The organism is Pseudomonas sp. C1C7 (genome assembly GCF_013359595.1).
GTDB lineage: Bacteria > Pseudomonadota > Gammaproteobacteria > Pseudomonadales > Pseudomonadaceae > Aquipseudomonas.
Genome location: NZ_JABFMP010000022.1, coordinates 16,947 through 42,926 on the forward strand (window position 1 = coordinate 16,947; position 25,980 = coordinate 42,926).

Genomic DNA, 25,980 nt, shown 5'->3' on the forward strand with positions numbered 1-25,980 from the left:
ATCAACTAACGCCAATAAATTTAAGCAATAAGTGCTTGTTTTAGAAATTGAACAATTTGTGATTGATCAGCTTCGCGAAGATACGGATGCATCGGCAAACTCAACACCGTACGCGCCACTTCATCTCCGATAGGCAACGAAACAGAATGATCGGCTACTGCCGGTTGCTTATTCAATGGAATGGGGTAATGCACCACGGTAGGAACACCAAAATTTGAGAGTGTTTTCTGCAGACTATCACGCTGCTCCACGCGAATTGTATATTGGGCAAAAACACTCTTATTATCAGGATGAATGAAGGGTATAGACTTAACACCCGCTTCGGACAAAAGAGCATCATAGCGTTTGGCAACCGACTGTCGCAGCTCTACTTCTTCATCAAATATGGTTAACTTCTCGAGCAAAATTGCGGCTTGCAGTGTATCTATGCGGCTGTTCACCCCGACCCTGACGTGATGATAGCGGCGATCTTGACCATGACGCGCGATTTGACGTAACACGACAGCGATACTTTCATTGTCGGTAAACATCACTCCGCCATCACCATAGCAACCTAGCGGCTTACTTGGGAAAAAGCTTGAGCATGCAATTGTGGTTAACCCGCAGGACTTTCTATTTTTATAAGTAGCACCAAAACTTTGGGCCGCATCTTCAATGACCGGAATTCCGTACTTCTCTGCAATTGTATTAATTGCATCGAAGTCAGCACATTGACCGTACAACGAAACTGGAATAATCGCCTTTGTATTCGGCGTTATTGCAGACTCAAGGTTCTTTGGATCAAGGTTATAGGTAAATGGATCTACATCGACATAGACGACTTTCGCCCCTAGCAGGGCGGCTGCTTCAGCTGTCGCAATGTAGCTAAAGCCGGGGGTGATCACTTCGTCACCTGGCCCAATATTCAACGCCATTAAAGCAATCTGAAGAGCATCTGTCCCATTAGCACAAGTAATGCAAAATTTGGCACCTACTCTATCTGCAAGTCTCTCTTCCAACTCAGAAACTTCTGGGCCCAAGATATACTGACCGTGCATCAACACCCTCTGAATGGCAGCGTCCAGTTGGGTTTTAATTCTAGCTTGTTGGTACTTTAGATCGATAAATTCGAGCATTGGACTCACGCATCAATTTTGGTGATAACATTTTCGTTAAGCACATAATATGCGCCACTGTGCTCACACTTTACTTTTCCTGAACCTATGACAGGAAGCTTTAACTGCTCACCAAATTCGCTCATCCAGCCAATCTGTCGGGCAGGCACCCCAACCATCAATGCATATGCTGGCACGTCACGATTGATTACAGCTCCCGCCCCAACAAACGCAAACTTTCCGATTACGACACCACAGACGATTGTGCAATTTGCACCTAACGTAGCGCCTTTTTTGACCAAAGTATTTCGGTACTGGTCTTTACGCTCTATTAGCGAGCGCGGATTATAGACATTCGTGAACACCATACTTGGGCCGCAAAACACGCCGTCTTCGAGTGTTACGTTGTCGTATACAGATACGTTATTTTGTATTTTACAAAAATCACCAATTACAACTTTATTGCCCACGAACACGTTTTGACCCAGAGACACACCACTGCCGATACGTGCGCCGCTACATACGTGAACAAAATGCCACACACGAGAGCCTTCACCGATGACCGCTCCATCATCAATTATCGCGCTGCTATGAGCCGAGTAATTCACTTCACACTCCTGTATCTGCCATTATAAATATTAATTGTAGGCGAAGGCCCATCGATAAGATGGGCCAGTTTCGCATTAGAGACTTTGCAGAAATGGATGACCCTCCCCAGCAGAGGGTACTACGACCTTGCTCGAACGGATGGTATTCACGGTTTCAACGCAATGGCGCGCATCTTCAATGCCGTACCCACGCCCATTCAATATTTCTTGGTAACTGACCGTATGCAAGTCCGTGAAACCTTCCGAAAATTCAATTTCCTCACCATTGACAGTGATAGAACGGTAGGTCGGTTTCTTGCCTTTTACAGACTCTGGGAGATCATTCGCGTCGATCGACAAAAACCAACGCACACGGGCTTTTTCATACTCAAGATATCCAGCAGCGCGGTATTCGGACGCAAAGTGAACGACATTACGCTGCAGTTTTCCAAATATAAAATGAAGCATATCGTAAAAATGCACACCGATATTTGTTGCTAACCCAAAGGACTTGCGCGGGTCGCCTTTCCAACTTTCCATGTACCAATTACCGCGTGAGGTAATATAGGTGAGCTCAACATCGTACTTTTCGTTTGCACTTTCATTTGCAACTTTGGTTTTAAGATCCAGAATCGCTTTATGGTGACGCAACTGCAAAATATTGTATACGCGCTTTCCTGTTTCCTTTTCAACTAATGCGAGTTCATCCAGGATTTCAGGCGTAGGGACAAGAGGTTTTTCACAAATGACATCGCAGCCGAGTCGCAATCCAGCAGCAATGTGCGAGTGGTGAAGATAGTTAGGTGAACAAACCGCTACGTAGTCAAGTTCAGTACCGGGATTCCGTTTAAGCTGATGGGCATGCTCGATAAATCGCTCAAACTGAGTAAAAAATTCACTTTGCGGGGAAATGCTGTCTATGATACCAACGGAATCATTTATATCGTAGGCAGAAACTAAAACGTTACCGGTGTCTTTAATTGCACGCATGTGCCGGGGAGCAATGTAACCAGCAGCACCGATCAGAGCAAAGTTTTTCATTTTACCTCTTCTATGGCCTAAACCATTATCCGATTAAACGCTAACCTATAAAATTCAAGCTTTAATGATATTTTTCGCCGGGTCTCTGTATTTGCCACGACTATCAATGATCAACTTAGAGTGCTGCTTGATGAGATCATAGTCAAACTTATCGTGGTCAGTTGCTAACACCACAGCGTCAAATTCTGCCAGTGTTTCTACCGTCAGCGGTTCACTATTCAAATTAAAATGATGTTCCCGCATTTTTGGAAACACCAGCACATGGGGATCACTGTAGGCCACCGTGCCGCCTTTGCTTTCAATCAACTCCATGATTTCTACTGAAGGCGACTCACGCATATCGTCTACGTTTTTCTTATATGCGATGCCGAGGACCAATACTTTACTACCCTTCAACGCTTTACCGGCATCATTCAAGCCGTCAATCAACTTGCTCAAGACATAATCAGGCATCGCTTGGTTTACTTCACCTGATAGTTCGATAAATCTGGTGTGAAGCCCATACTCCCGCGCTTTCCATGTGAGATAGAATGGATCGATTGGAATGCAGTGCCCGCCGAGTCCCGGACCTGGGTAGTAAGCGGTAAATCCGAAAGGTTTAGTCGCTGCGGCGTCAACTACTTCGAAAATATCGATGCCCATACGATCCGCGACAATTTTCATTTCGTTGACCAAGCCAATATTTACGGCGCGGTGAATGTTTTCGAGCAGCTTAGTCATTTCAGCTGCCTTAGTCGAGCTTACTGGGACAACTTGATCAATGGCTTGCTCATAAAGCGCAATGCCTACCTCGAGGCAGGCTGCAGTGTCACCACCGATGATCTTGGGAATGGTGCGTGTTTCGAAACTTAGATTACCTGGGTCTTCGCGTTCGGGTGAATACACGAGAAAAATATCTTCACCTACGATCAAGCCACCTTCTTGTACACGGGGTAACAGTTCTTCTTCTGTGGTACCCGGATATGTGGTGCTTTCTAAAGAGACGACTTGTCCTGCTCTCAAGTATGGCTTGAGCGCATCGGTAGTATTGATCACAAAGCTCATATCGGGTTCGCGATACTTATTCAGCGGTGTCGGCACGCACAAGATCAGAGCATCACATTCCAACGCACGGCTAAAATCGGTGGTTGCTTCGAAACCCGTGGTTCGTGCTTGCTGAATTTTTACTCCAGGGATGTGTTCAATATAACTTTCACCGGCATTCAACTTGCCAACTTTTTGTTCATCGATATCGATCCCTAATACACGAAAACCAATGGCGTTGTACCGCAGCATCAACGGCAACCCGACATATCCCAGACCGACGATACCGATCAAGGCTTCCTTGCTCTTAAATTTGGAGATACTGTTCTTTATTTGCTGGGACATCAATCTTGCTCCGGCTCAGGCTGATGAGCGATAAAAATTTGATATTTCTAATGGACTCACATTCAAGCCAAGTGAAATATCAGTGTTAAAGGCACGCTAGCACTCCAAGATTTTCCGTTGAAAATCAAAACAGCTCAGCATGTCAAGAGCGTCTCCCACCTAGGGCTCAGAGCGCTCAAAACCTCCCCAATGGCAGGCCCGTCTGCTAATGACAGTTTAAACAATCACATGAGCGGTTCTTCACCTCTCGTCGTCTAGTCAAAAAACGGCGCTGAGCTCTGTAAATTCCTCATTGAAGAATTTTACTCTACCCGCGAATGCTCAGGGAGGCGCACAGGGAAATCCTGACCCGTTATCTTGAAATTGCGCGACGATGCTTGGACATATAGATAATGGCTTGACACGCCCCTCCTTACGACGGGCTACGCAAGGGAAAGAGCACAACGACGACCAAACTCCATTAGCATGGGAAAAAACGACTCGACAGCCGATGCGCAGCGACTCTTGCGTAAGATCGTAGCGACCGCGCATACCACAGCCCCTCTGACAAACTGAGCGAGCGGAGACAGTATTTTGTCGAATCAGATTCTCCACAGCGCGGCATCCCTCCTAGAACTGCCCGGTACCAAGATGCCATTCCCCAGCGAAGGAGAATTGAAGTGATTTTTGGCACTGCGAATGTTCATATCCATATTCCATCTTTGATGCCTACCTAACGCCCTGAGACTCATCGAACCGGAGTTTGATTCAATCACTAAGGTGCGGTCGTTCCAGGCTGCAGCCCGCAGATTCAGGCTTCACAATCCCCTCAGGGCTGGCGGCTAAGCCCACTACTGGCACAGCTGTATTATGCATGCTGAAGCGAGATCTGGGCGCTCAAACCGTGGATTATACGACCACTGGAGCAAATCGGTTAGTGCAGATCCTTGTTCAATAAGCATTATTGATCGTGGATTTCGTGTTCGCTACACACAATCCAAGATGAGCACTCAAGGGCTGCTCTCAATCCAAGTACTCACCCTTTGAGCTACGAAACGCCCCTTAAGCTTGCTCGGAGCAAAAAGGTGAAAATCTGCGCTCCAGACTCTTATACGAGCGCCCTAAACCGCAGAAACGGAAATTGCCCGCTAATGGTACTAGCGAGCAATTTACCTACAAACACAACTACGCAGATACCATATTTTCTGTTGCCTTAGGCAAAAACTTAAGCATGGCGGAGTGCATTTCGCATCCAAAACTGACGAATAAGCCCCGCAATTACGCCCAGGCCCAATCCCAAGACGGCACCTAGAACGAGAATCAATGCTTTTCTTGGCTTGACTGGCGCATCGGGAGGTTGAATCGCGCCATCAAGTTGATACACAGCAATATCTTCAGATTTTACTCTCAAGCTTTTATAAAAATCGTATTCACCTTGAAGTCTCCGTAAATCAACAATATAGGGATCATCTGAACCTCTCGTTTCGAGAACCTTTGCCTCCGCAGCCAAAGCCTTTGTTCCCCGCAAATAAATCAATCGAGGATCATCCTCGCCAGATATATCTCTGGGAGCACTCCCCAGTACAGTCAACTGCTTCTCCAGACCAATAGCATCGGCGACTTGCTCAGCTTCGCGTAATTGTACGAGTGTATCTTTTCGTTTATTTGCAGCATTTTCTCTTGAAGTCTGAATTAGCGCACCAACACTCCGCGCTCGCATCTCCACTTCTTTATCATAATTATTTATAAGTTCATTTTTTGACATTTCGCCAGCGCTATTTATATATTTAGTCAACCACTCTACTGAAACCGCAGAATCACCGCTCAATGCCAATATTGAGAATCGATTCGGAAACTCTTTAACGGGCTGAATGATCGTTAAATCCTTCAGGAATTGGCGATATAAAACGTCCTGTGATTTCTCTCGATCAGATTCTTTCAGCGAGGGCAGATAAACACTCTTAAAAAAATCACGCTTTAAAGTTTCCGACTGAAGATTCTTAATAAAAACATCATATACATCTTTTACCAAATAAGGCTTTAACTCTGATTTTTTCGTGCGCCCTAAGTTCAGATTCTCAATATCACTTTGATTTGGAGGTGAAACGTAAGCTCGCGCCTCATAAACAGGAGGACTCAAAAAAGCATAAAGACTTGCCACAACCACTACTAAACCAGCAACCAGACAGATCAACCAGCGCTGCGCCCAAACCCCTTTTATAAAATCATATAAATCCAATTCATTTAAGCCTTGGGTACTAGTGCTAATATCTTGCATATGCTTACTATAATCCATTCTCAAAAGATTAATGTGCCACAAACCAACTAGGCATTTAGATTTTTCTTACATCATGATTACGTGCGTATTTAAACATGAAAGAAACAACTGGACCTATCGCCATTCCGACCAAAAGCGCTATGACCAAGCATAAAGATGCGGGAGCCTCACCACTAGAGAACCCGAAGAAACCGATTTTGACAGATTGTTGATTCTCAAGCACAAAAACAATAAGCGCTGCACTCGCCAGCAACAGTATTAATAGAAAAAACCAGCGCAGTAGCTTTTTCATCATAATGCCCTCAACGTAACTCAGATATCATTCTCTTCATCCTCATTCACCCTATCTCGTAACTCCTTTCCAGGCTTGAAATGAGGAACAAACTTACCATCGAGGCTGACTGACTGACCGGTCTTAGGATTGCGCCCAACTCGCGGCGCACGATAGTGCAATGAAAAGCTACCAAACCCCCGAATCTCAATCCGATCCCCGGTAGCAAGGCATTGGGACATTTGCTCAAGCATGGTCTTGATGGCCAGCTCCACATCCTTGGACGAGAGCAGCCCTTGATGGGTGACAATTCGTTCGATCAACTCCGACTTCGTCATATTTTTCCCTTCTTTTTCAAGCAGCTAGGAAAATCGCTCCGACGGTTTTAGCATGCCCGGATGGATTTGAACAGTATGAGTTTTGACACCCTACTGCAAACCGCGTATTGCGCGGTTCTTTGAACATCCATCCACCTGTAAGCCGCCTGCACTCCTATCGGCAAATGACCAGCATGGTGCGGGTGAAGTAGCCGGCCGGGTTGAAGCCGAAGGGGAAATAGTCTTCTTCCTTGGCGTCGTCGGATCTGACGATCGTTTTGTAGCCTGCCCCTCTGCACTCCTTCGCCGCCCGCTTTTTGCATTTCTCCCAGCTGGAACCCAACCCTGAACAATCGACTTCGATACCGCTCACACCACGTACCGCATGGGTCTTGGCGTTCGTGGTACAGCCTGCCAGAGCCACCACGACTGCTAGTGCGACGATGAGTTTGTTCATTCACTTCCTTATGCCGGCTGCGCTGGCCGAGCGTCGCTCGCTTGAGGATTAGCTTAGCTGGAAATAAGCGATTGATCCTGCTTAAGAAAAGACAACTGCGAAGGGGGATCGTTTCGGATGTGAGGGGCTACTAAAGCAAACGCATAGCAAAGGCAAAAGATCGCAGCCTTCGGCAGCTCCTACAGGGGTTGGGGTGGGACGGAATTTTGGGCATGAAAAAGGGCGACCGAAGTCGCCCTTTTTTTACAGAAAGTCAGAACTTAGTTCTGCTTTTCCGCTTGTGCAGCACGCAGCAGGTCACCCAGGGTGGTGGCTACTGGAGCATCCGAAGCTACTGGCTTGTCGCGCAGGCTCTGGATGGCTTCTTTTTCGTCTTCAACGTCTTTCGACTTGATCGACAGCTGGATTACGCGGCTCTTGCGGTCAACGCTGATGATCTTGGCTTCTACTTCTTCGCCTTCTTTCAGAACGTTACGAGCGTCTTCAACGCGGTCACGGCTGATTTCGGAGGCTTTCAGAGTTGCTTCGATATCGTCGGCCAGAGTGATGATGGCGCCTTTGGCGTCAACTTCTTTCACAGTGCCTTTAACGATGGCGCCTTTGTCGTTCTCTTGAACGTACTCGGAGAACGGATCGCTTTCCAGTTGCTTGATGCCCAGGGAGATGCGCTCGCGCTCTGGGTCAACCGACAGGATGACGGTGTCCAGCTCGTCGCCCTTCTTGAAGCGACGTACGGCTTCTTCGCCCACTTCGTTCCAGGAGATGTCGGACAGGTGAACCAGACCGTCGATGCCGCCGTCCAGACCAATGAAGATACCGAAATCGGTGATCGACTTGATGGTGCCGGAGATCTTGTCGCCCTTGTTGAACTGGCCAGAGAAGTCTTCCCATGGGTTCGACTTGCACTGCTTGATGCCCAGGGAGATACGACGACGCTCTTCGTCGATGTCCAGAACCATGACTTCCACTTCGTCGCCGACTTGTACGACTTTCGAAGGGTGGATGTTCTTGTTGGTCCAGTCCATTTCGGAAACGTGTACCAGACCTTCAACGCCTTCTTCCAGCTCAGCGAAGCAGCCGTAGTCGGTCAGGTTGGTTACACGAGCGGTGACGCGAGTGCTTTCTGGGTAACGGGCTTTGATAGCAACCCATGGATCTTCACCCAGTTGCTTCAGACCCAGGGAAACACGATTGCGCTCGCGATCGTACTTCAGAACCTTGACATCGATCTCGTCGCCAACGTTGACGATTTCGGAAGGATGCTTGATGCGCTTCCAGGCCATGTCGGTGATGTGCAGCAGGCCATCGACGCCACCCAGATCGACGAATGCGCCGTAGTCGGTGAGGTTCTTGACGATACCTTTGACTTGCTGGCCTTCCTGCAGGGATTCCAGCAGAGCTTCACGCTCGGCGGAGTTCTCGGCTTCCAGGACGCTGCGACGGGAAACGACAACGTTGTTGCGCTTCTGGTCCAGTTTGATGACCTTGAATTCCAGCTCTTTGCCTTCCAGGTGCGTGGTGTCGCGCACTGGACGGACGTCAACCAGAGAACCTGGCAGGAACGCACGGATGCCGTTAACGTCGACAGTGAAGCCGCCTTTAACCTTACCGTTGATAACGCCCTTGACCACTTCTTCGGCTGCGAAGGCTGCTTCCAGAACGATCCAGCATTCAGCACGCTTGGCTTTTTCACGGGACAGCTTGGTCTCACCGAAGCCATCTTCAACCGAGTCCAGAGCAACGTGAACTTCATCGCCAACGTTGATGTTCAGCTCACCAGCGTCGGTGTAGAACTGCTCAAGCGGGATGAGTGCTTCAGACTTCAGGCCAGCGTGAACGGTTACCCAGCGAGCCTGGTAATCGATATCGACGATGACACCGGTGATGATGGAGCCTGCCTGAAGGTTCAGGGTTTTCAGGCTTTCTTCAAAGAGTTCCGCAAAGCTTTCGCTCATTTTAATTCCTGTTGATGAGGGCGAGAAATACGCCCATCTCCACATCCCAGACGATGTGGGTTGGTTTCATTTAAAAGAAGCGCTGCAGGACTATGACTGGTCCCCTGCGGCCTTCTTGGTCACCCGGCGATATCGCGAATGGCGATCTCGCTCATGATGCGTTCCAGCACCTGATCGATGGATAATTCCGTGGAATCCAGCTGTATGGCGTCAGCCGCCGGCTTGAGCGGGGCTACCGCTCGCTGGGTGTCACGCTCGTCGCGTGCACGTATCTCATCTAGCAGACTCGACAGACTAACACCCTCGACTTTGCCCTTCAACTGCAAATATCGGCGGCGCGCCCGCTCCTCGGCACTGGCGGTGAGGAAAATCTTCAGTGGCGCGTCCGGAAAAACCACCGTTCCCATGTCACGACCGTCGGCCACCAGCCCCGGCGCTTCCTGGAAAGCACGCTGGCGCTGCAGCAGCGCCTCGCGTACGGCGGGCAATGCAGCCACCTGGGAGGCACCGGCACCGATGCTTTCGGTACGGATCACATCGCTGACTTCGTCACCTTCCAGAATGATGCGCTGCAACTGACCTTCGGTCGCCGCGATGAATTGCACATCCAGATGAGCGGCAAGTTTTTTCAGCAGCTCTTCGTTGGTCAGATCGACGCCATGGTTGTGCGCGGCGAACGCCAGCAAGCGGTAAAGCGCACCGGAATCCAGCAGATTCCAGCCCAGGCGCTTGGCCAGGATCCCGGCTACCGTGCCCTTGCCAGAGCCGCTTGGCCCATCGATGGTGATGACCGGTGCAATGTTTTTCACGACTGGGCCTCTTGAGCAACGCGGATGCCAACCTGCGCGCACAGCGCGAGGAAGTTGGGGAACGAGGTCGCGACGTTGGCGCAGTCATGGATGCGGATCGGCGCCGAAGCACGCAGCGAGGCAACGCTGAACGCCATGGAGATCCGGTGATCGCCGTGACCGTGCACTTCGCCACCACCGATCTGGCCGCCGTCGATGATGATCCCGTCCGGAGTCGGCTCGCACTTGACACCCAACGCCAGCAGGCCGTCGGCCATCACCTGGATACGGTCCGATTCCTTGACGCGCAGTTCTTCGGCGCCACGCAGAATGGTACGCCCCTCAGCGCAGGCAGCAGCGACGAACAGCACCGGGAATTCGTCGATCGCCAGCGGAACCAGCTCTTCGGGAATCTCGATACCTTTGAGTTTAGCTGCGCGTACACGCAGATCCGCCACTGGCTCGCCGCCCACTTCACGCTGGTTCTCCAGAGTGATGTCAGCGCCCATCAGACGCAGGATGTCGATGACGCCGGTACGGGTCGGGTTGATGCCGACGTGTTCCAGCACCAGTTCCGAACCTTCGGCGATCGATGCCGCCACCAGGAAGAACGCCGACGACGAGATATCGCCCGGCACTTCAATGTGGGTAGCGGTCAGTTTGTTGCCGGATTCGACCGATGCGGTCGCGCCATTGACGCTCACCGGGTAACCGAAACCACGCAGCATGCGCTCGGTATGGTCACGGGTCGGCGCAGGCTCGGTCACGGTGGTCTTGCCTTCGGCATACAGACCTGCCAGCAGCAGGCAGGACTTCACCTGGGCACTGGCCATCGGCATGGTGTAGGTCAAGCCTTTGAGCTTGTTGCCACCACGAATGGTCATCGGCGGACGACCGTCAGCAGCGGTTTCGATCACGGCACCCATTTCACGCAGCGGATTGGCCACGCGATTCATCGGGCGCTTGGACAGCGAAGCGTCGCCGGTCAGGGTGCTGTCGAAATTCTGCGCGGCCAGCAGGCCGGACAGCAGGCGCATCGAAGTGCCCGAGTTGCCCAGATAGATCGGACCCGGTGCCGGCTTCAGGCCATGCAGGCCGACGCCGTGAATGGTCACGCGACCGTGGTGCGGGCCTTCGATCACGACACCCATGTCGCGGAAAGCCTGCAGGGTGGCCAGGGCATCTTCACCCTCGAGGAAACCTTCGACTTCGGTGACGCCTTCAGCGAGGGAACCGAGCATGATCGAACGGTGGGAAATCGATTTGTCGCCTGGTACGCGAATCCGACCGGACAGGCGGCCACCAGGTTGAGCCAGGAAAATCAGATCGTTGGAATTCATAGCGTCCACATAGGCCCTGCGGGCCAGGATTTTACTGAAATGCTCGCGGGCAACCCGGGCGCGAGTGAAAACGCCCAACAACTGGTGCCCATCCCCTGCATCGACCGCGTCGCGCAAGGCGTCGAGGTCGCTGCGAAATGTATCGAGTGTGCGCAGGACAGCTTCGCGGTTGGCGAGGAAGATGTCGTGCCACATGACCGGGTCGCTTCCGGCGATTCTCGTGAAATCGCGGAAACCGCCCGCAGCGTAACGAAAGATCTCAAGGTTTTCATTGCGCTTGGCCAACGAGTCGACCAAACCGAACGCCAGCAGGTGCGGCAGGTGACTGGTCGCCGCCAGCACTTCGTCATGGCGCTCGACCTGCATGTGCTCGACATCGGCGCCCAATTCGCGCCACAGGCGATCGACGACCGCCAGCGCTGCCGGATCGGTCAGCTCCAGCGGCGTCAGAATCACCTTGTGACGACGGAACAGCTCGGCATTGGAGGCTTCCACCCCGCTCTGCTCGGAGCCGGCAATCGGGTGACCCGGCACGAAACGCGACGGCATGCCGCCAAACGCTTCGGTGGCGGCGCGCACGACATTGCCCTTGGCACTGCCGACGTCGGTCAGAATCGCCCCGCCCAGATCCATGCCCGCCAATCGAGCGAGCACTTTTTCCATGGCGAGGATCGGCACGGCCAACTGAATGACGTCGGCGCCCTGACAAGCGGCAACCAGATCGTCTTCGCAGCGATCCACCACACCCAACTCGACCGCCAGCTTGCGCGACTGGGGATCGAGATCGACTCCCACCACTTCGCGGCACAGGCCGCTTTCACGCAAGCCCTTGGCAAACGAACCGCCAATCAACCCCAGACCGACCACCACCAGGCGACCGATCATGGGCTCAACAGATTGCAGCGCAGTGACATCAACCACGGGCCAGAACCTTGGTCAGCGCCTCGAGGAAGCGGCTGTTTTCCGCCGGCAAGCCGATGGTGATGCGCAAGTGGTTCGGCATGCCGTAGTTGGCCACCGGACGCACGATCACACCTTCGCGCAGCAGACCCTGGAAGATCGGAGCGGCTTCACGGCCGATATCGACACAGATGAAGTTGCCGCGGGACGGAATCCAGCTCAGACCCAGCTCACGGAAACCCGCTTCCAGCTGCTGCATGCCGGCTTCGTTCAAGCGGCGGCTTTCAGCCAGATACTCGTCGTCCTTCACTGCCGCGCAAGCAGCAGCCAATGCAAGGCTGTTGACGTTGAAAGGTTGACGTACACGGTTCAGGACGTCGGCGACCACCGGGGTGGACAGGCCGTAACCGACCCGCAATGACGCCAGGCCGTAGGCCTTGGAGAAAGTGCGCGAGACCAGCAGGTTCGGATAGGCCGCGAGGAAATCCAGGCCATCCGGCATGTCGTCACTGCCCTCGGCGTACTCGATGTAGGCCTCGTCCAGCACCACCAGCACGTGTTCCGGGACGTCTTGCAGGAATTCGTCCAGGGCCTCGGCGTCGAACCAGGTCCCGGTCGGGTTGTTCGGGTTGGCGATGAAGACCACACGGGTGTTGGCGTCGATGGCTGCCAGCATGGCCGGCAAGTCATGCCCCCAATCCTTGGCCGGAACGACCTTGGCCTGGGCGCCGACCGCCTGGGTCGCAATCGGATAGACCGCGAACGCGTGCTCGCTGAACACGGTATTCAGGCCTGGGGCCAGATAGGCGCGCGCGACCAGCTCGAGGATGTCGTTGGAGCCGTTGCCCAAAGTCACCTGATCGATTTCGACGCGGCACTGTTCGGCCAGCAGGGACTTGAGTGCGAAACCATTGCCGTCGGGATAACGGGTCAGCTCATCCAGCGCCTCACGGATGGCTGCCAGCACTTTGGGACTGGCGCCCAACGGGTTTTCGTTACTCGCCAGTTTGATGATGCTGGCCGGATCGAGATCCAGCTCGCGAGCCAGTTCGTCCACGGGTTTGCCTGGAACGTAAGGCGAAAGTTGTTGCACGCCCGGCTGTGCCAGAGCGAGGAAATTGCCACTCATTGCTACCGCCCCTTAGAGAACTGCTTTCGGGTAGGAACCCAGCACTTTGAGTGCCACTGCTTCCTGACTGATTTTTTCCAGCACACCTTTTACCAGCGGATCGCGGTGGTGGCCGACAAAATCGATGAAGAACACGTAGGTCCATTTACCGCTGCGCGACGGACGAGTCTCGATACGCGTCAGGTCGATGCCGTTGTCGTGGAACGGCACCAGCAGCTCGTGGAGCGCACCTGGCTTGTTGCTCATCGAAACGATGATCGAGGTCTTGTCGTCGCCGGTCGGCGGCACTTCCTGGTTGCCGATCATCAGGAACCGCGTGGAGTTGTCCGGACGGTCCTCGATTTTCTCGGCCAGCCGGGTCAGGCCGTACAGGCCAGCCGCCATGTCACCGGCGATCGCCGCCGAGTTCCACTCACCCTTGACCCGCTTGGCCGCTTCGGCGTTGCTCGACACCGCCACGCGCTCGACATTCGGGTAATGGGCGTCCAGCCACTTGCGGCACTGAGCCAGGGACTGGGCGTGGGAGTAGATGCGGCTGATGCTGTCGGTCTTGGTGTTTTCGCCAACCAGCAAATGATGGTGAATACGCAGCTCGACTTCGCCGCAGATCACCATGTCGTGCTCCAGGAAGCTGTCGAGGGTGTGGTTGACCGCGCCTTCGGTGGAGTTCTCCACCGGGACCACGCCGAAATTCACCGCACCGGCTGCCACTTCACGGAACACTTCGTCGATCGCCGCCATCGGCTTGCTGATCACCGCATGGCCGAAGTGCTTCATGGCCGCCGCCTGGGTGAAGGTGCCTTCAGGGCCGAGATAAGCCACTTTCAGCGGCTGCTCGAGGGCCAGGCACGAGGACATGATTTCGCGGAACAGCCGCGCCATCTCTTCGTTGCCCAGCGGGCCCTGATTACGCTCCATCACGCGCTTGAGTACCTGAGCTTCGCGCTCCGGGCGATAGAACACCGGCGCTTCGCCTTCAGTCAGCGACGCCATCTTTACTCGTGCGACTTCCTGGGCACAGCGCGCACGCTCACTGATCAACTCCAGAATCTTGGTGTCCAGAGCATCAATGCGAACGCGCAGCGCCTTGAGTTCTTGCTCAGACATTAGCCGTGTTCCTTCTCGAACTCTGCCATGTACGCCACCAGCGCGTTGATTGCGTTGATGTCGACGGCGTTATAGATGGAGGCGCGCATGCCGCCCACGGAACGGTGGCCTTTGAGGTTCAGCAGGCCACGCTCGTCGGCGCCGGCCAGGAACGGCTTGTCCAGACGGTCGTCCGCCAGGCGGAACGGCACGTTCATCCACGAGCGGTCCGATTTGTTGATCGGGTTGCTGTACAGGCCGCTGGCGTCGATGAACTCGTACAGCGTGCGTTGTTTCACGTCGTTCAGCTTGGCAATGGCTTCGACACCGCCCTGCTCTTTCAGCCACTCGAACACCAGGCCGGACAGGTACCAGGCCAAGGTTGGCGGAGTGTTGTACATCGAGCCGTTGTCGGCCGCGACCTTGTAGTTGAGCATGGTCGGGCACAGGGTACGTGCCTTGCCCAGCAGGTCTTCGCGAACGATGTTCACGACGATGCCGCTCGGGCCGATGTTTTTCTGCGCACCGGCGTAGATCATGCCGAAACGCGAGACATCGATCGGACGGGAGAGGATGTCGGAAGACATGTCGGCCACCAGCGGCACGTCGCCGGTTTCCGGGACCCACTGGAATTCCAGGCCGCCGATGGTTTCGTTCGGCGCGTAGTGAACGTAGGCCGCGTCCTTGGACAGCTTCCACTCGTTCTGGCCGGGAATGGCGAAATAGTCGTAAGGCTTGGCGGTCGCGGCGACATTGACGTGGCCGTAGCGCGAAGCTTCTTCGATGGCTTTCTGCGACCAGATACCGGTGTCGATATAGTCGGCCGTGCCGTTTTCCGGCAGCAGGTTCAGCGGAATCTGGGCGAACTGCTGGCTGGCGCCGCCTTGCAGGAACAGCACTTTGTAGTTCGACGGGATATTCAGCAGATCACGCAGGTCCTGCTCGGCCTTGGTGGCGATGGACACGAACTCATCGCTGCGATGGCTCATTTCCATCACCGACAGGCCCTTGCCGTGCCAGTCAAGGAGTTCACTCTGGGCGCGCTGCAGGACAGCTTCGGGAAGTGCCGCGGGACCCGCGCAGAAGTTATAGGCTCTCTTGCTCACATCCAATCTCGCTCTGATTTGGTAGGTCGTGCAAACATTTCAGTCGACGCCGATTCAAGGTGAGAGCGGGCTTGCTCGCGAAAGCGGTGTATCAGGCGACATCGCTGGAGAATGTCAGTCCGTCTTCGCGAGCAAGCCCGCTCCCACAGGGAATCGTGGTGGTGTCGATTTTTTCATAAGGGATAAACAACAAGGGGGCGAATTCTCATCCGCCCCCTGCATGTACGCTTATTCCTGTGGTTCTTCGTCAGCAGCGGCGTCGAGTTGCTGGTCTTCCACGGCGTCGTCGATCACGACGTCACCCTCGAATACCTCGCCCTCTTCACCTTCAAACTCTTCGCCCTCGACTTCCGAAGGTTCCTGTACCCGCTCGAGGCCGACCAGGGTTTCGTCCTTGGCCAGTTTGATCAGGGTCACGCCCTGGGTGTTACGACCCAGGCTGGAAACTTCGTCGACCCGGGTACGTACCAGAGTGCCCTGGTCGGAAATCAGCATGATTTCCTCGCCGTCGAGCACCTGGACCGCGCCGACCAGACGGCCGTTACGCTCGTTGCTGACCATGGCGATAACGCCCTGGCCGCCACGCTTGTACTCAGGGAACTCGGTGATCGCCGTACGCTTGCCATAACCGCGCTCGGAAGCGGTGAGGATCTGGCTGCCTTCTTCCGGGATCAGCATGGAAATCAGTTTCTGGCCTTCCGGCAGGCGCATGCCGCGAACACCGCGGGCGGTACGGCCCATGGCGCGAACGTCGGATTCCTTGAAGCGAGTCACCTTGCCGCCGTCGGAGAACAGCATGACTTCACGCTCGCCATCGGTGATGGCCGCGGAAATCAGCACGTCGCCTTCGTCCAGCTCCAGCGCGATCAGACCGACGCTGCGCTGACGGCTGAAGGATTCCAGCGGAGTCTTCTTCACGGTGCCGTTGGCGGTCGCCATGAAGATGTAGTGACCTTCGGTGTATTCCTCGACCGGCAACATGGTGGTGATGTACTCACCGTCATCCAGCGGCAGCAGGTTGACCAGCGGACGGCCTCGGGCGGCACGGGACGCTTCAGGGATTTCGTAGGTCTTGAGCCAGTAAACCTTGCCCTTGCTGGAGAACAGCAACAGCGTGGTGTGGCTGTTGGCGACCAGCAGGTGAGCGATGTAGTCCTCATCCTTGACGCCGGTGGCCGACTTGCCTTTACCGCCACGACGCTGAGCCTGGTACGCAGCCAGTGGCTGGGTCTTGGCATAGCCGCCGTGGGAAATGGTCACGACACGCTCTTCTTCCGGAATCATGTCGCCCAGGGTCAGGTCGAGGCGCGCATCGAGGATCTCGGTGCGACGCACATCGCCGTACTCGGCGCGGATCACTTCCAGTTCTTCGCGGATCACTTCCATCAGGCGCGTGGCGCTGTTGAGGATGCGGATCAGCTCGCCGATCTGGTTGAGGATTTCCTGGTACTCGGCCAGCAGCTTCTCGTGCTCCAGACCGGTCAGGCGGTGCAGACGCAGTTCCAGAATGGCTTGCGCCTGCTCTGGCGACAGGAAGTACTTGCCGTCGCGCAGACCGTATTGCGGATCGAGGTTTTCCGGACGGCACGAATCGGCACCGGCACGCTCCACCATCGCCACCACCGCAGTCGATTCCCAAGGCGTGCTGACCAGCGCTTCCTTGGCTTCCGACGGGGTTGGCGAGGCCTTGATCAGGGCGATCACAGGGTCGATGTTCGACAGGGCAACCGCCTGGCCTTCCAGGATGTGGCCACGCTCGCGCGCCTTGCGCAGTTCGAACACGGTACGGCGGGTGACGACTTCGCGGCGGTGACGCACGAAGGCTTCCAGCAGGTCCTTGAGGTTGAGGATCCGCGGACGGCCGTCGATCAGCGCAACGATGTTGATGCCGAACACGCTCTGCAGCTGGGTCTGGGCGTAGAGGTTGTTGAGGATGACCTCAGGCACTTCGCCGCGACGCAGTTCGATCACCACGCGCATACCGTCCTTGTCGGACTCGTCGCGCAGTTCGGTGATGCCTTCGAGTTTCTTCTCTTTTACCAGCTCGGCGATCTTCTCGATCAGACGCGCCTTGTTCAGCTGGTAAGGGAGTTCGGTGATGACGATCTGCTGACGGCCACCGACCTTGTCGATGTCCTCGATGATCGAGCGGGCGCGCATGTAAATGCGGCCGCGACCAGTGCGGTAGGCTTCGATGATGCCGGCGCGGCCGTTGATGATCGCCGCAGTCGGGAAGTCCGGACCGGGGATATGTTGCATCAGTTCATCGACAGTCAGCTCGGGGTTGTCGATGAGCGCCAGGCAACCGTCGATGACTTCACCGAGGTTGTGCGGCGGGATGTTGGTCGCCATGCCCACGGCGATACCGCTGGAGCCGTTGACCAACAGGTTGGGAATACGGGTCGGCATGACCGCGGGGATCAATTCGGTGCCGTCGTAGTTCGGCACCCAGTCCACGGTTTCCTTGTGCAGGTCAGCCAGCAGCTCGTGCGCCAGCTTGGTCATGCGCACTTCGGTGTATCGCATGGCCGCGGCGTTGTCGCCGTCCACCGAACCGAAGTTGCCCTGACCGTCTACCAGCAGGTAGCGCAGCGAGAACGGCTGCGCCATACGAACGATGGTGTCGTACACCGCGGTATCACCGTGCGGGTGGTACTTACCGATCACGTCACCGACAACACGGGCAGATTTCTTGTACGGCTTGTTGAAGTCGTTACCCAGCTCGCTCATCGCGAACAGCACGCGCCGGTGCACGGGCTTCAAGCCATCGCGCGCATCCGGCAGTGCCCGGCCGACAATTACGCTCATCGCGTAGTCGAGGTAGGACTGCTTCAGCTCGTCTTCGATATTGACCGGGAGGATTTCTTTGGCCAGTTCGCCCATGAGAAGCCTGATTCCTTTTTCTGGTGAAACTCCGTCACATCCATATGGGAAGAACGAAGCTCGCCGTTGCAGGCTGAATGCCATGCACCGACTTACGACAAATCAACGAGTTATGCCTTGGATCTGCGTAGTGAAGGTCGCCACGCCGGGCAACCCTGGAAACCGCCGGATGTTATCACAAGAGCCGCCACGCACCTATCCCCCAGATGCGCATGGAGCATAGTTAGTTGACCGATGACAGGCTTGAGGGGGGTCTGAGGGGCTTAGAGCTGTTGCAGCCCGGGATTTGCAAGTGAATTTTGTGAAAATACAGAGGGAAGTTGAGTCATCGTTCTTCGTGGGCGGGCGTCAACTCCAGTCAGTCAAGCCGCCACAGGACCTGTAGCGGCTGGCGACGCCTGCGTCCGGCTGCTACATGGACCGCGCTCACTTTGACGGACTCACCTAATCCATCAATGCAGACGCTTGCGGCACATCAACTGCGCCATTTTCGCGGTATCCGGGCGCTCGACGATGCCCTTTTCCGTGACGATGGCATCAATCAGATCCGCCGGCGTCACGTCGAACACCGGGTTGAATGCATCGACATCCGCGCCCAACCGCTGACCGCCGACCTCCAGCAATTCACGACCATCACGCTCTTCCAGCGGAATGTCGTCGCCGCTGGCCAGATTCATGTCGATGGTCGAACTCGGCGCCACCACCATGAACCGCACGCCGTGGTGCATCGCATTGACCGCCAGCTGATAGGTGCCGATCTTGTTCGCCACGTCGCCATTGGCGGTGATCCGGTCCGCCCCCACGATCACCCAGGTAATGCCCTTGGTTCTCATGATATGCGCGGCGGCGGAGTCGGCATTGAGGGTCACCGGAACGCCTTCGTTGGCCAGCTCCCAGGCCGTCAGCCGCGAGCCTTGCAGCCACGGACGGGTTTCGCCGGCATACACGCGCTCGACCATGCCTTCGATGAATGCTGCGCGAATGACCCCCAGCGCCGTACCGAAACCACCGGTAGCCAGCGCCCCGGTATTGCAGTGAGTGAGGATTGCCTGGGCATTGCCCTGGTGCTTGCGGATCAGGTCCACGCCCAACTGCGCCATGGTCAGGTTGGCTTCGCGATCACTTTCATGAATGGCGATGGCTTCAGCTTCCAGCGCTGCCAGGGGGTCGGCATTCTCTTTCAGGCGATCGAGGCGATCGTGCATGCGATTGAGCGCCCAGAACAGATTGACGGCGGTGGGACGGGAATCGGCCAGCAGCGCGAAATCTTCCTCCAGCGCCGCGTACCAGTCGCCGCCTTCAGCAATCCGGGCACGGGCGGCCAGCACGATGCCATAGGCGGCACTGACGCCAATCGCCGGCGCGCCGCGCACGACCATCGAGCGAATGGCCTCGGCCACGCCAGCGGCGCTGGTGTAGGCGATCCAGGTTTCCTCGAACGGCAAAATACGCTGATCCAGCAGATACAGGGCGCCGTCTCGCCAATCGATGGCTTTCACCTTCTCCGCTGCCAACAGTCGATCGCGCATCCCACACCCCGCACTCATGAACAAAAGCCGCCGATTATAGCGATCCCCCAGCGAAGACGCTCGGGTATACTTCGCCATCCTTTTACAAAAGCACTGGAACCGCCCCTCGATGCCGAACACTGCCGCTGCGCTCGACCTGCTGTTGCTGCCGACCTGGCTGGTACCCGTCGAACCCGCTGGCGTTGTCCTCAAGGATCATGCGCTGGGCATCCGTGACGGGCGCATCGTCTTCATCGGCCCGCGCTCTGGCGCATCGAAACTCAACGCAACCGAAACCCGCGAACTGCCGGGCATGCTGCTCAGCCCCGGCCTGATCAATGCCCACGGGCACGCGGCGATGACTCTGTTTCGCGGCCTGGCCGACGATTTGCCGCTGATGACCTGGCTGGAAAACCACATCTGGCCCGCCGAGGCTAAATGGGTAGACGAAGATTTCGTGCGCGACGGCACGGATCTGGCGATCGCCGAGCAGCTCAAAGGCGGCATCACCTGTTTTTCTGACATGTATTTCTTCCCGAAGGTTGCCAGCGAACGCGTGCACAACAGCGGCATTCGCGCGCAAATCGCGATTCCGATCCTCGATTTCCCGATTCCCGGCGCCAGCACGGCGGATGACGCCATTCGTCAGGGCGTCGAACTGTTCGGCGATCTCAAGCACCACGAACGCATCAAAATCACCTTCGGCCCCCATGCGCCTTACACCGTGGGCGACCAAAACCTGGAAAAAATCCGGGTAATCGCCGAAGAGCTGGACGCTTCGATCCACATGCACGTACATGAAACCGCTTTCGAGGTGCAGCAGGCGGTGGAACAGACCGGCGAACGCCCGCTGGCCCGCCTGGCGCGCCTGGGCTTGCTGGGGCCGCGCTTCCAGGCGGTTCACATGACCCAGATCAGCGATGAAGACCTGGCGCTGCTGGTAGAAAGCAACACCAGCATCATTCATTGCCCGGAATCGAACCTGAAGCTGGCCAGCGGTTTCTGCCCGGTGGAGCGTCTGTGGCAAGCCGGGGTCAACGTGGCCGTGGGTACCGACGGTGCCGCCAGCAACAACGACCTGGACCTGCTCGGAGAAACCCGCACCGCCGCCCTGCTGGCCAAGGCCGTCGCGGGTTCGGCCAGCGCGCTGGATGCCCATCGCGCCTTGCGCATGGCTACCCTCAACGGCGCCCGCGCTTTGGGGATCGAAGCCGAGGTCGGCTCGCTGGAAGTCGGCAAGGCGGCCGATATCGTGGCCTTCGATCTCTCCGGGCTGGCCCAGCAACCGGTCTACGACCCGGTTTCGCAGCTTATTTATGCCACCGGCCGCGATTGCGTGAAACACGTCTGGGTCGCAGGCAAGCAACTGCTCGACGAGCGTCGTCTGACGCGCCTGGATGAAGAACAGCTTTGCGCCACGGCCAGGAGCTGGGGCGAGCGCATCAGCGGCCACACCGAATCGTAAGTCCCCCGGACTCAAAACCGGGGCATCAGGATTTTTCAAGTTTTTCGAGGACTACACCATGAGCAACGTCGACTACTCCGAAATCGCCAAGTTCGAAGCCCTGGCCCATCGCTGGTGGGACCGGGAAAGCGAATTCAAACCGCTGCACGACATCAACCCGCTGCGGGTCAACTGGATTGACGAGCGCGTCAACCTGGCGGGCAAGAAAGTCCTCGACGTCGGTTGCGGCGGCGGCATTCTCAGTGAAGCCATGGCCCAGCGCGGCGCCACCGTCATGGGCATCGACATGGGCGAAGCGCCGCTGGCGGTCGCGCAGTTGCATCAGCTGGAGTCTGGAGTGAACGTCGAATACCGGCAGATCACCGCCGAAGCCCTGGCCGAAGAAATGCCGGAGCAGTTCGATGTGGTCACCTGCCTGGAAATGCTCGAGCACGTTCCCGATCCATCCTCGGTGATCCGCGCCTGCTTCCGCATGGTCAAGCCAGGTGGCCAGGTGTTCTTCTCCACCATCAACCGCAACCCGAAGGCGTACCTGTTCGCCATCGTCGGCGCCGAATACATCATGAAGCTGCTGCCGCGCGGCACCCATGACTTCAAGAAGTTCATCCGCCCTTCCGAGCTCGGTGCCTGGAGCCGCATGGCCGGCCTGACCGTCAAGGACATCATCGGCCTGACCTACAACCCGTTGACCAAGCACTACAAGCTGGCGGCCGACGTGGACGTCAACTACATGATCCAGACCCTGCGCGAGGAGTAAGCCGATGCCAATCAGAGCAGTTCTTTTCGACATGGACGGCACCCTGCTCGACACCGCGCCGGACTTCATCGCGATCTGTCAGGCGATGCTGGCCGACCGCGGCTTGCCGCCGATCAACGACAAGCACATCCGCGACGAAATCTCCGGCGGCGCCAAAGCGATGGTCGCCGTGACCTTCGCCATGGATCCGGAATCCCCGGGGTTCGAGGAGCTGCGCCAGGAGTTTCTCGAGCGCTACCTGGTCGGTTGCGCCGTTCACAGCAAACTGTTCGACGGCATGGGTGAACTGCTGGCGGACATCGAGAAGGCCAACCTGACCTGGGGCGTGGTCACCAACAAGCCACTGCGCTTCGCCGAACCGATCATGCAGCAACTCGGCCTGGCCGAGCGTTCGGCACTGCTGATCTGCCCGGACCATGTGAAGAACAGCAAGCCGGATCCGGAGCCGTTGATCCTCGCCTGCAAGATGCTCGACATGGACCCGGCCAGCGTATTGTTCGTGGGCGATGACTTGCGCGATATCGAATCGGGACGCGATGCCGGGACCAAAACCGCTGCCGTGACCTTCGGCTACATCCACCCGGATGACAATCCGCGGCATTGGGGGGCGGATGTGGTGGTTGATCATCCGCTGGAGTTGCGCAAGGTGCTCGATAGCGCGCTGTGCAGCTGCTGAGATCCGGTTTCACATCCTGAAAATGTTTTGTCGGGAATACGCCGCAGGATCTGTAGCAGCTGGCGAAGCCTGCGTCCGGCTGCGCAGCAGTCGTGAAGTCAGCCAATGCGGTATTGCATGTAGACCGCGGACTCAGGTTTTGCGACTGCTTCGCAGCCGGACGCAGGCTTCGCCAGCTGCTACAGGGTTCGTGTTTCGACTTGATTGAGTGACTTGCCTGCGCAGCACTCACTGTGGCGCAAACAATGATTTGTCGAGGTTCTTTATGTTCGATTACTCCGCCCGCCCCGATTTGCTCCAAGGCCGCATCATTCTGGTCACCGGTGCCGGTCGTGGCATCGGCGCCGCCGCTGCAAAAACCTATGCCGCCCACGGCGCGACCGTGCTGCTGCTGGGCAAGACCGAAGCCAACCTGTCCCAGGTCTATGACGAAATCGAAGCGGCCGGTCACCCGCAACCTGCCGTGATCCCGTTCAATCTGGAAACCGCCCTGCCCCATCAATACGATGAGCTGGCGGCGATGATCGAGACCGAATTCGGCCACCTCGACGGCTTGCTGCATAACGCCTCGATCATTGGCCCACGCACGCCAATCGAGCAACTCTCCGGCGAGAACTTCATGCGGGTGATGCAGGTGAACGTCAACTCGATGTTCATGCTCACCAGCACCCTGCTGCCGCTCCTCAAGCTGTCCCAGGACGCCTCGGTGGTGTTCACCTCCAGCAGCGTCGGCCGCAAGGGTCGCGCCTATTGGGGCGCTTATGGCGTGTCCAAGTTCGCCACCGAAGGCCTGATGCAGACCCTGGCCGATGAAGTCGACACCGTGGCGCCCGTGCGCTCCAACAGCATCAACCCGGGCGCCACGCGCACCAGCATGCGCGCCCAGGCGTATCCGGGAGAAAACCCGCTGAACAACCCGACACCCGAGGAGATCATGCCGGTCTACCTGTACCTGATGGGGCCGGACAGTACGGGCATCAACGGCCAGGCTTTCAACGCCCAGTAATGCCGTACGTCGCTTTTGTGCCGCGCCGACCTCTCGTCGCGGCATTTGCGCAGGCAAAACTTGTACAAAGCGGATTAGACTTGTAAGAAATGTCCTACGGGACTGACGGACCAGTATGACGCGCTGCCCCAGGCCGCTCTCACCCAGCTTGTAAGACAGCCTGAACGCTCAAGAGCACGCGCCATATGAAATCACCCTCCCAGACCAACGCAATTGACTTCGATAGCGCCAAATTGCAACGCCTGGGCTTTGGTCAGCAGCAACCGGTTCTGGAAAGGCCTGTCAGTCTTGCGCAATTGCGCCAGCAACTGAGCATACAGCTGCAGACCAGTCTTGAGCCTCAACGCATTCTCGGGCTGTTTTTCCGTGAAGTTCAGCGACTCGTTCCCCTCGACGCCTTGACCTACGAGCACAAGAGCAGCGATCTGCGCCTGGAATTCGGCCAGCGCGGCCGTCATTCGATCAGCTATAGCCTCAGCCATGAAGGCGAACACCTGGGTGAACTGGTGTTTCGCCGCGGGCAGCGCTTCAGCGAGAAGGATCAGGGCAGCCTCGAGTCGCTGCTGGCCGCTCTGCTCTACCCGATGCGCAACACCCTGCTCTACCGCGCCGCGACCCAGAAAGCGCTGCGCGATCCGCTGACTGACACCGGCAACCGGATTGCCATGGACCAGACCTTGGCGCGGGAAATCGAAGTCGCGCGGCGCCACCTGCAACCGCTGTCCTTGCTGATGCTGGACATCGATCACTTCAAACTGATCAACGACACCCACGGCCACAGCGTCGGCGATGAGGTGCTCAGGGCCGTGGCCACTTCGATCAAAAGCCAGCTGCGCAATGTGGACATGGTGTTTCGTTATGGCGGGGAAGAGTTTCTGGTCCTGCTGTCCAACACCCCGCGCGAAGCGGCGGCAATGGTGGGCGAGAGACTGCGGTTTGCGGTGCAGGCCGAGGATTATCTGGCCGAGGGGCGCTCGATTGCGCTGACCATCAGTATTGGCTGTTCGACCCTGCTGCCGGGGGAATCGGCCGAGAGTTTGTTGCGACGGGCCGACAATGCGCTGTATATCGCCAAGCGCGAGGGGCGTAACCGCCTGACGATGGCGGGCTGAGATTTCAAGAACAACGCAAAAACAAATGTGGGAGCGGGCTTGCCCGCTCCCACAGTTTTACCTCTTACCGCTCACTCAGCTTTCCGCCAACTCCAACCGCTCACGGGCTACCGGTGCTTTTTCCGAGTGTTCGATCTGCATGCAACGTTCCAGGAACAGGTACATGTAGTCGTAGCTCTTGCACACCGCCTGACGCAGTTCCATCTGCAACGCCTTGCTCGGGTTCATGCCCGCCAGCGTACAGATGATCTCCAGCGCTTCCCATGGATGCGCGTCATCGTACTGCGCATGCATCTTCAGCCACTTCATTGCACGCTTGCGCTCTTCCTCAGGGAAGGCTGCCGCGTACACGCCGGTGGAGCAGACCACTGCCGACCATTCACCGGTCGCGCCTTCGATGGCGTAGTTGGTGGCGGCGATGGCCACGATCAGCGAATCCGCCGAACTTGTGTGCCAGCACCAGTGGCTCAGCGCGTGAAGCTCCGGGGCCACGCTTTGCGCCTGCAGATCTTCCAGACTGACGCCGTGGGCACGGCTCCAGTTGACCCAATAGTCGGCATGGTTGAGTTCAACGCGAATGTTGCGCATCAGCCAGCGACGGGCCATGTCTTCGCCCGGGTGACGGGCAAAGCGGGTCTTGGTGAGGTTTTGTGCCATGTACAACGCGAACTGTTCGACCACAGGCCAGCCACCGATGAGGTACTGACGCATGGTTTTTGCGCTGAGTTTGTTATCACGCATGCGCTGATACAGTTCGTGTTCGACAACCCGGCGCTTACTCTCGCTGCAATCCTGGATCAGGCGCTGGGCCCAGGCAGGATAACTTGCAGCTTCCATGAGTGGGCCGGTTCGGATGAATGTGTCGATCACTGTCGAG

Annotated in this window: 22 protein-coding genes; 5 read left to right on the forward strand and 17 right to left on the reverse strand. The window is 56.5% G+C overall.

The window, feature by feature from the left end; translation table 11 throughout:
• Positions 1-20: 20 nt before the first annotated feature.
• The 16 genes from HNO86_RS18270 to mtnA all read right to left on the reverse strand — a co-directional run bounded on the left by HNO86_RS18270 (position 21) and on the right by mtnA (position 20,108).
• Positions 21-1,115: a DegT/DnrJ/EryC1/StrS aminotransferase family protein gene (locus HNO86_RS18270; RefSeq protein ID WP_175378335.1), complete on the reverse strand. Its 1,095-nt coding sequence runs from the start codon at positions 1,113-1,115 to the stop codon at positions 21-23.
• 5 nt (positions 1,116-1,120) lie between these two features.
• Positions 1,121-1,702 (reverse strand): UDP-2-acetamido-3-amino-2,3-dideoxy-D-glucuronate N-acetyltransferase, encoded by a 582-nt coding sequence (gene wbpD / locus HNO86_RS18275; RefSeq protein ID WP_175378336.1) that lies wholly within the window; start codon positions 1,700-1,702, stop codon positions 1,121-1,123.
• 75 nt (positions 1,703-1,777) lie between these two features.
• Positions 1,778-2,722: a UDP-N-acetyl-2-amino-2-deoxy-D-glucuronate oxidase gene (gene wbpB, locus HNO86_RS18280; protein WP_175378337.1), complete on the reverse strand. Its 945-nt coding sequence runs from the start codon at positions 2,720-2,722 to the stop codon at positions 1,778-1,780.
• Positions 2,723-2,776: 54 nt separating this feature from the next.
• Complete coding sequence (gene wbpA, locus HNO86_RS18285) at positions 2,777-4,090, reverse strand: UDP-N-acetyl-D-glucosamine 6-dehydrogenase (RefSeq protein ID WP_175378338.1); 1,314 nt, start codon at positions 4,088-4,090, stop codon at positions 2,777-2,779.
• A 1,204-nt stretch (positions 4,091-5,294) separates the two neighbouring features.
• The gene (locus tag HNO86_RS18290; protein WP_175378339.1) at positions 5,295-6,347 is read right to left on the reverse strand and encodes a Wzz/FepE/Etk N-terminal domain-containing protein; all 1,053 of its coding nucleotides are present in this window, start codon (positions 6,345-6,347) and stop codon (positions 5,295-5,297) included.
• Positions 6,348-6,402: 55 nt separating this feature from the next.
• Positions 6,403-6,639: a LapA family protein gene (locus HNO86_RS18295; protein WP_175378340.1), complete on the reverse strand. Its 237-nt coding sequence runs from the start codon at positions 6,637-6,639 to the stop codon at positions 6,403-6,405.
• Between the two features lie 20 nt (positions 6,640-6,659).
• Positions 6,660-6,956 carry an integration host factor subunit beta gene (gene ihfB, locus HNO86_RS18300; RefSeq protein WP_175378341.1) on the reverse strand — a complete coding sequence of 99 codons (297 nt, stop codon included), beginning with the start codon at positions 6,954-6,956 and terminating at the stop codon, positions 6,660-6,662.
• Between the two features lie 154 nt (positions 6,957-7,110).
• Entirely contained in the window at positions 7,111-7,392 is a 282-nt protein-coding gene (locus tag HNO86_RS18305) for a hypothetical protein (RefSeq protein ID WP_175378342.1), read from the reverse strand.
• Between the two features lie 260 nt (positions 7,393-7,652).
• Positions 7,653-9,347: a 30S ribosomal protein S1 gene (gene rpsA / locus HNO86_RS18310; protein WP_175378343.1), complete on the reverse strand. Its 1,695-nt coding sequence runs from the start codon at positions 9,345-9,347 to the stop codon at positions 7,653-7,655.
• 119 nt (positions 9,348-9,466) lie between these two features.
• Positions 9,467-10,156, reverse strand: a complete 690-nt coding sequence (cmk, locus tag HNO86_RS18315) for a (d)CMP kinase (protein ID WP_175378344.1) — start codon at positions 10,154-10,156, stop codon at positions 9,467-9,469.
• Positions 10,153-12,360, reverse strand: coding sequence for a bifunctional prephenate dehydrogenase/3-phosphoshikimate 1-carboxyvinyltransferase (locus HNO86_RS18320; RefSeq protein WP_256672682.1), 2,208 nt, complete (start codon positions 12,358-12,360; stop codon positions 10,153-10,155). The genes cmk and HNO86_RS18320 overlap by 4 nt, the downstream gene beginning before the upstream one ends.
• A gap of 28 nt (positions 12,361-12,388) precedes the next feature.
• On the reverse strand, positions 12,389-13,504 hold the full coding sequence (gene hisC, locus HNO86_RS18325; protein WP_175378346.1) for a histidinol-phosphate transaminase: 1,116 nt from the start codon (positions 13,502-13,504) through the stop codon (positions 12,389-12,391).
• A 12-nt stretch (positions 13,505-13,516) separates the two neighbouring features.
• On the reverse strand, positions 13,517-14,611 hold the full coding sequence (pheA, locus tag HNO86_RS18330; RefSeq protein ID WP_175378347.1) for a prephenate dehydratase: 1,095 nt from the start codon (positions 14,609-14,611) through the stop codon (positions 13,517-13,519).
• The gene (gene serC, locus HNO86_RS18335) at positions 14,611-15,696 is read right to left on the reverse strand and encodes a 3-phosphoserine/phosphohydroxythreonine transaminase (protein ID WP_175378348.1); all 1,086 of its coding nucleotides are present in this window, start codon (positions 15,694-15,696) and stop codon (positions 14,611-14,613) included. Before serC ends, pheA begins: the two co-directional genes overlap by 1 nt.
• A 228-nt stretch (positions 15,697-15,924) precedes the next feature.
• The gene (gene gyrA, locus HNO86_RS18340) at positions 15,925-18,579 is read right to left on the reverse strand and encodes a DNA gyrase subunit A (RefSeq protein ID WP_175378349.1); all 2,655 of its coding nucleotides are present in this window, start codon (positions 18,577-18,579) and stop codon (positions 15,925-15,927) included.
• Between the two features lie 452 nt (positions 18,580-19,031).
• A complete protein-coding gene (mtnA, locus tag HNO86_RS18345) occupies positions 19,032-20,108 on the reverse strand; it encodes an S-methyl-5-thioribose-1-phosphate isomerase (protein ID WP_175378350.1) in 1,077 nt (358 codons plus the stop codon).
• 109 nt (positions 20,109-20,217) lie between these two features.
• Here mtnA and HNO86_RS18350 point away from each other — a divergent pair, with 109 nt between their 5' ends.
• From HNO86_RS18350 to HNO86_RS18370, 5 genes are all read left to right on the forward strand, one after another.
• Positions 20,218-21,552, forward strand: a complete 1,335-nt coding sequence (locus HNO86_RS18350) for a TRZ/ATZ family hydrolase (RefSeq protein WP_175378351.1) — start codon at positions 20,218-20,220, stop codon at positions 21,550-21,552.
• A gap of 58 nt (positions 21,553-21,610) precedes the next feature.
• Positions 21,611-22,309 carry a bifunctional 2-polyprenyl-6-hydroxyphenol methylase/3-demethylubiquinol 3-O-methyltransferase UbiG gene (gene ubiG / locus HNO86_RS18355; RefSeq protein WP_110967058.1) on the forward strand — a complete coding sequence of 233 codons (699 nt, stop codon included), beginning with the start codon at positions 21,611-21,613 and terminating at the stop codon, positions 22,307-22,309.
• Positions 22,310-22,313: 4 nt separating this feature from the next.
• A complete protein-coding gene (gene mupP / locus HNO86_RS18360; protein ID WP_175378352.1) occupies positions 22,314-22,985 on the forward strand; it encodes an N-acetylmuramic acid 6-phosphate phosphatase MupP in 672 nt (223 codons plus the stop codon).
• Between the two features lie 265 nt (positions 22,986-23,250).
• A complete protein-coding gene (locus HNO86_RS18365) occupies positions 23,251-23,991 on the forward strand; it encodes a YciK family oxidoreductase (RefSeq protein WP_175378353.1) in 741 nt (246 codons plus the stop codon).
• A 185-nt stretch (positions 23,992-24,176) separates the two neighbouring features.
• A complete protein-coding gene (locus HNO86_RS18370) occupies positions 24,177-25,103 on the forward strand; it encodes a GGDEF domain-containing protein (RefSeq protein WP_175378354.1) in 927 nt (308 codons plus the stop codon).
• Positions 25,104-25,178: 75 nt separating this feature from the next.
• On the opposite strand, the gene HNO86_RS18375 is transcribed toward HNO86_RS18370, so the two are convergent.
• Positions 25,179-25,940 (reverse strand): TenA family transcriptional regulator, encoded by a 762-nt coding sequence (locus tag HNO86_RS18375; protein ID WP_178131261.1) that lies wholly within the window; start codon positions 25,938-25,940, stop codon positions 25,179-25,181.
• Positions 25,941-25,980 lie beyond the last annotated feature (40 nt).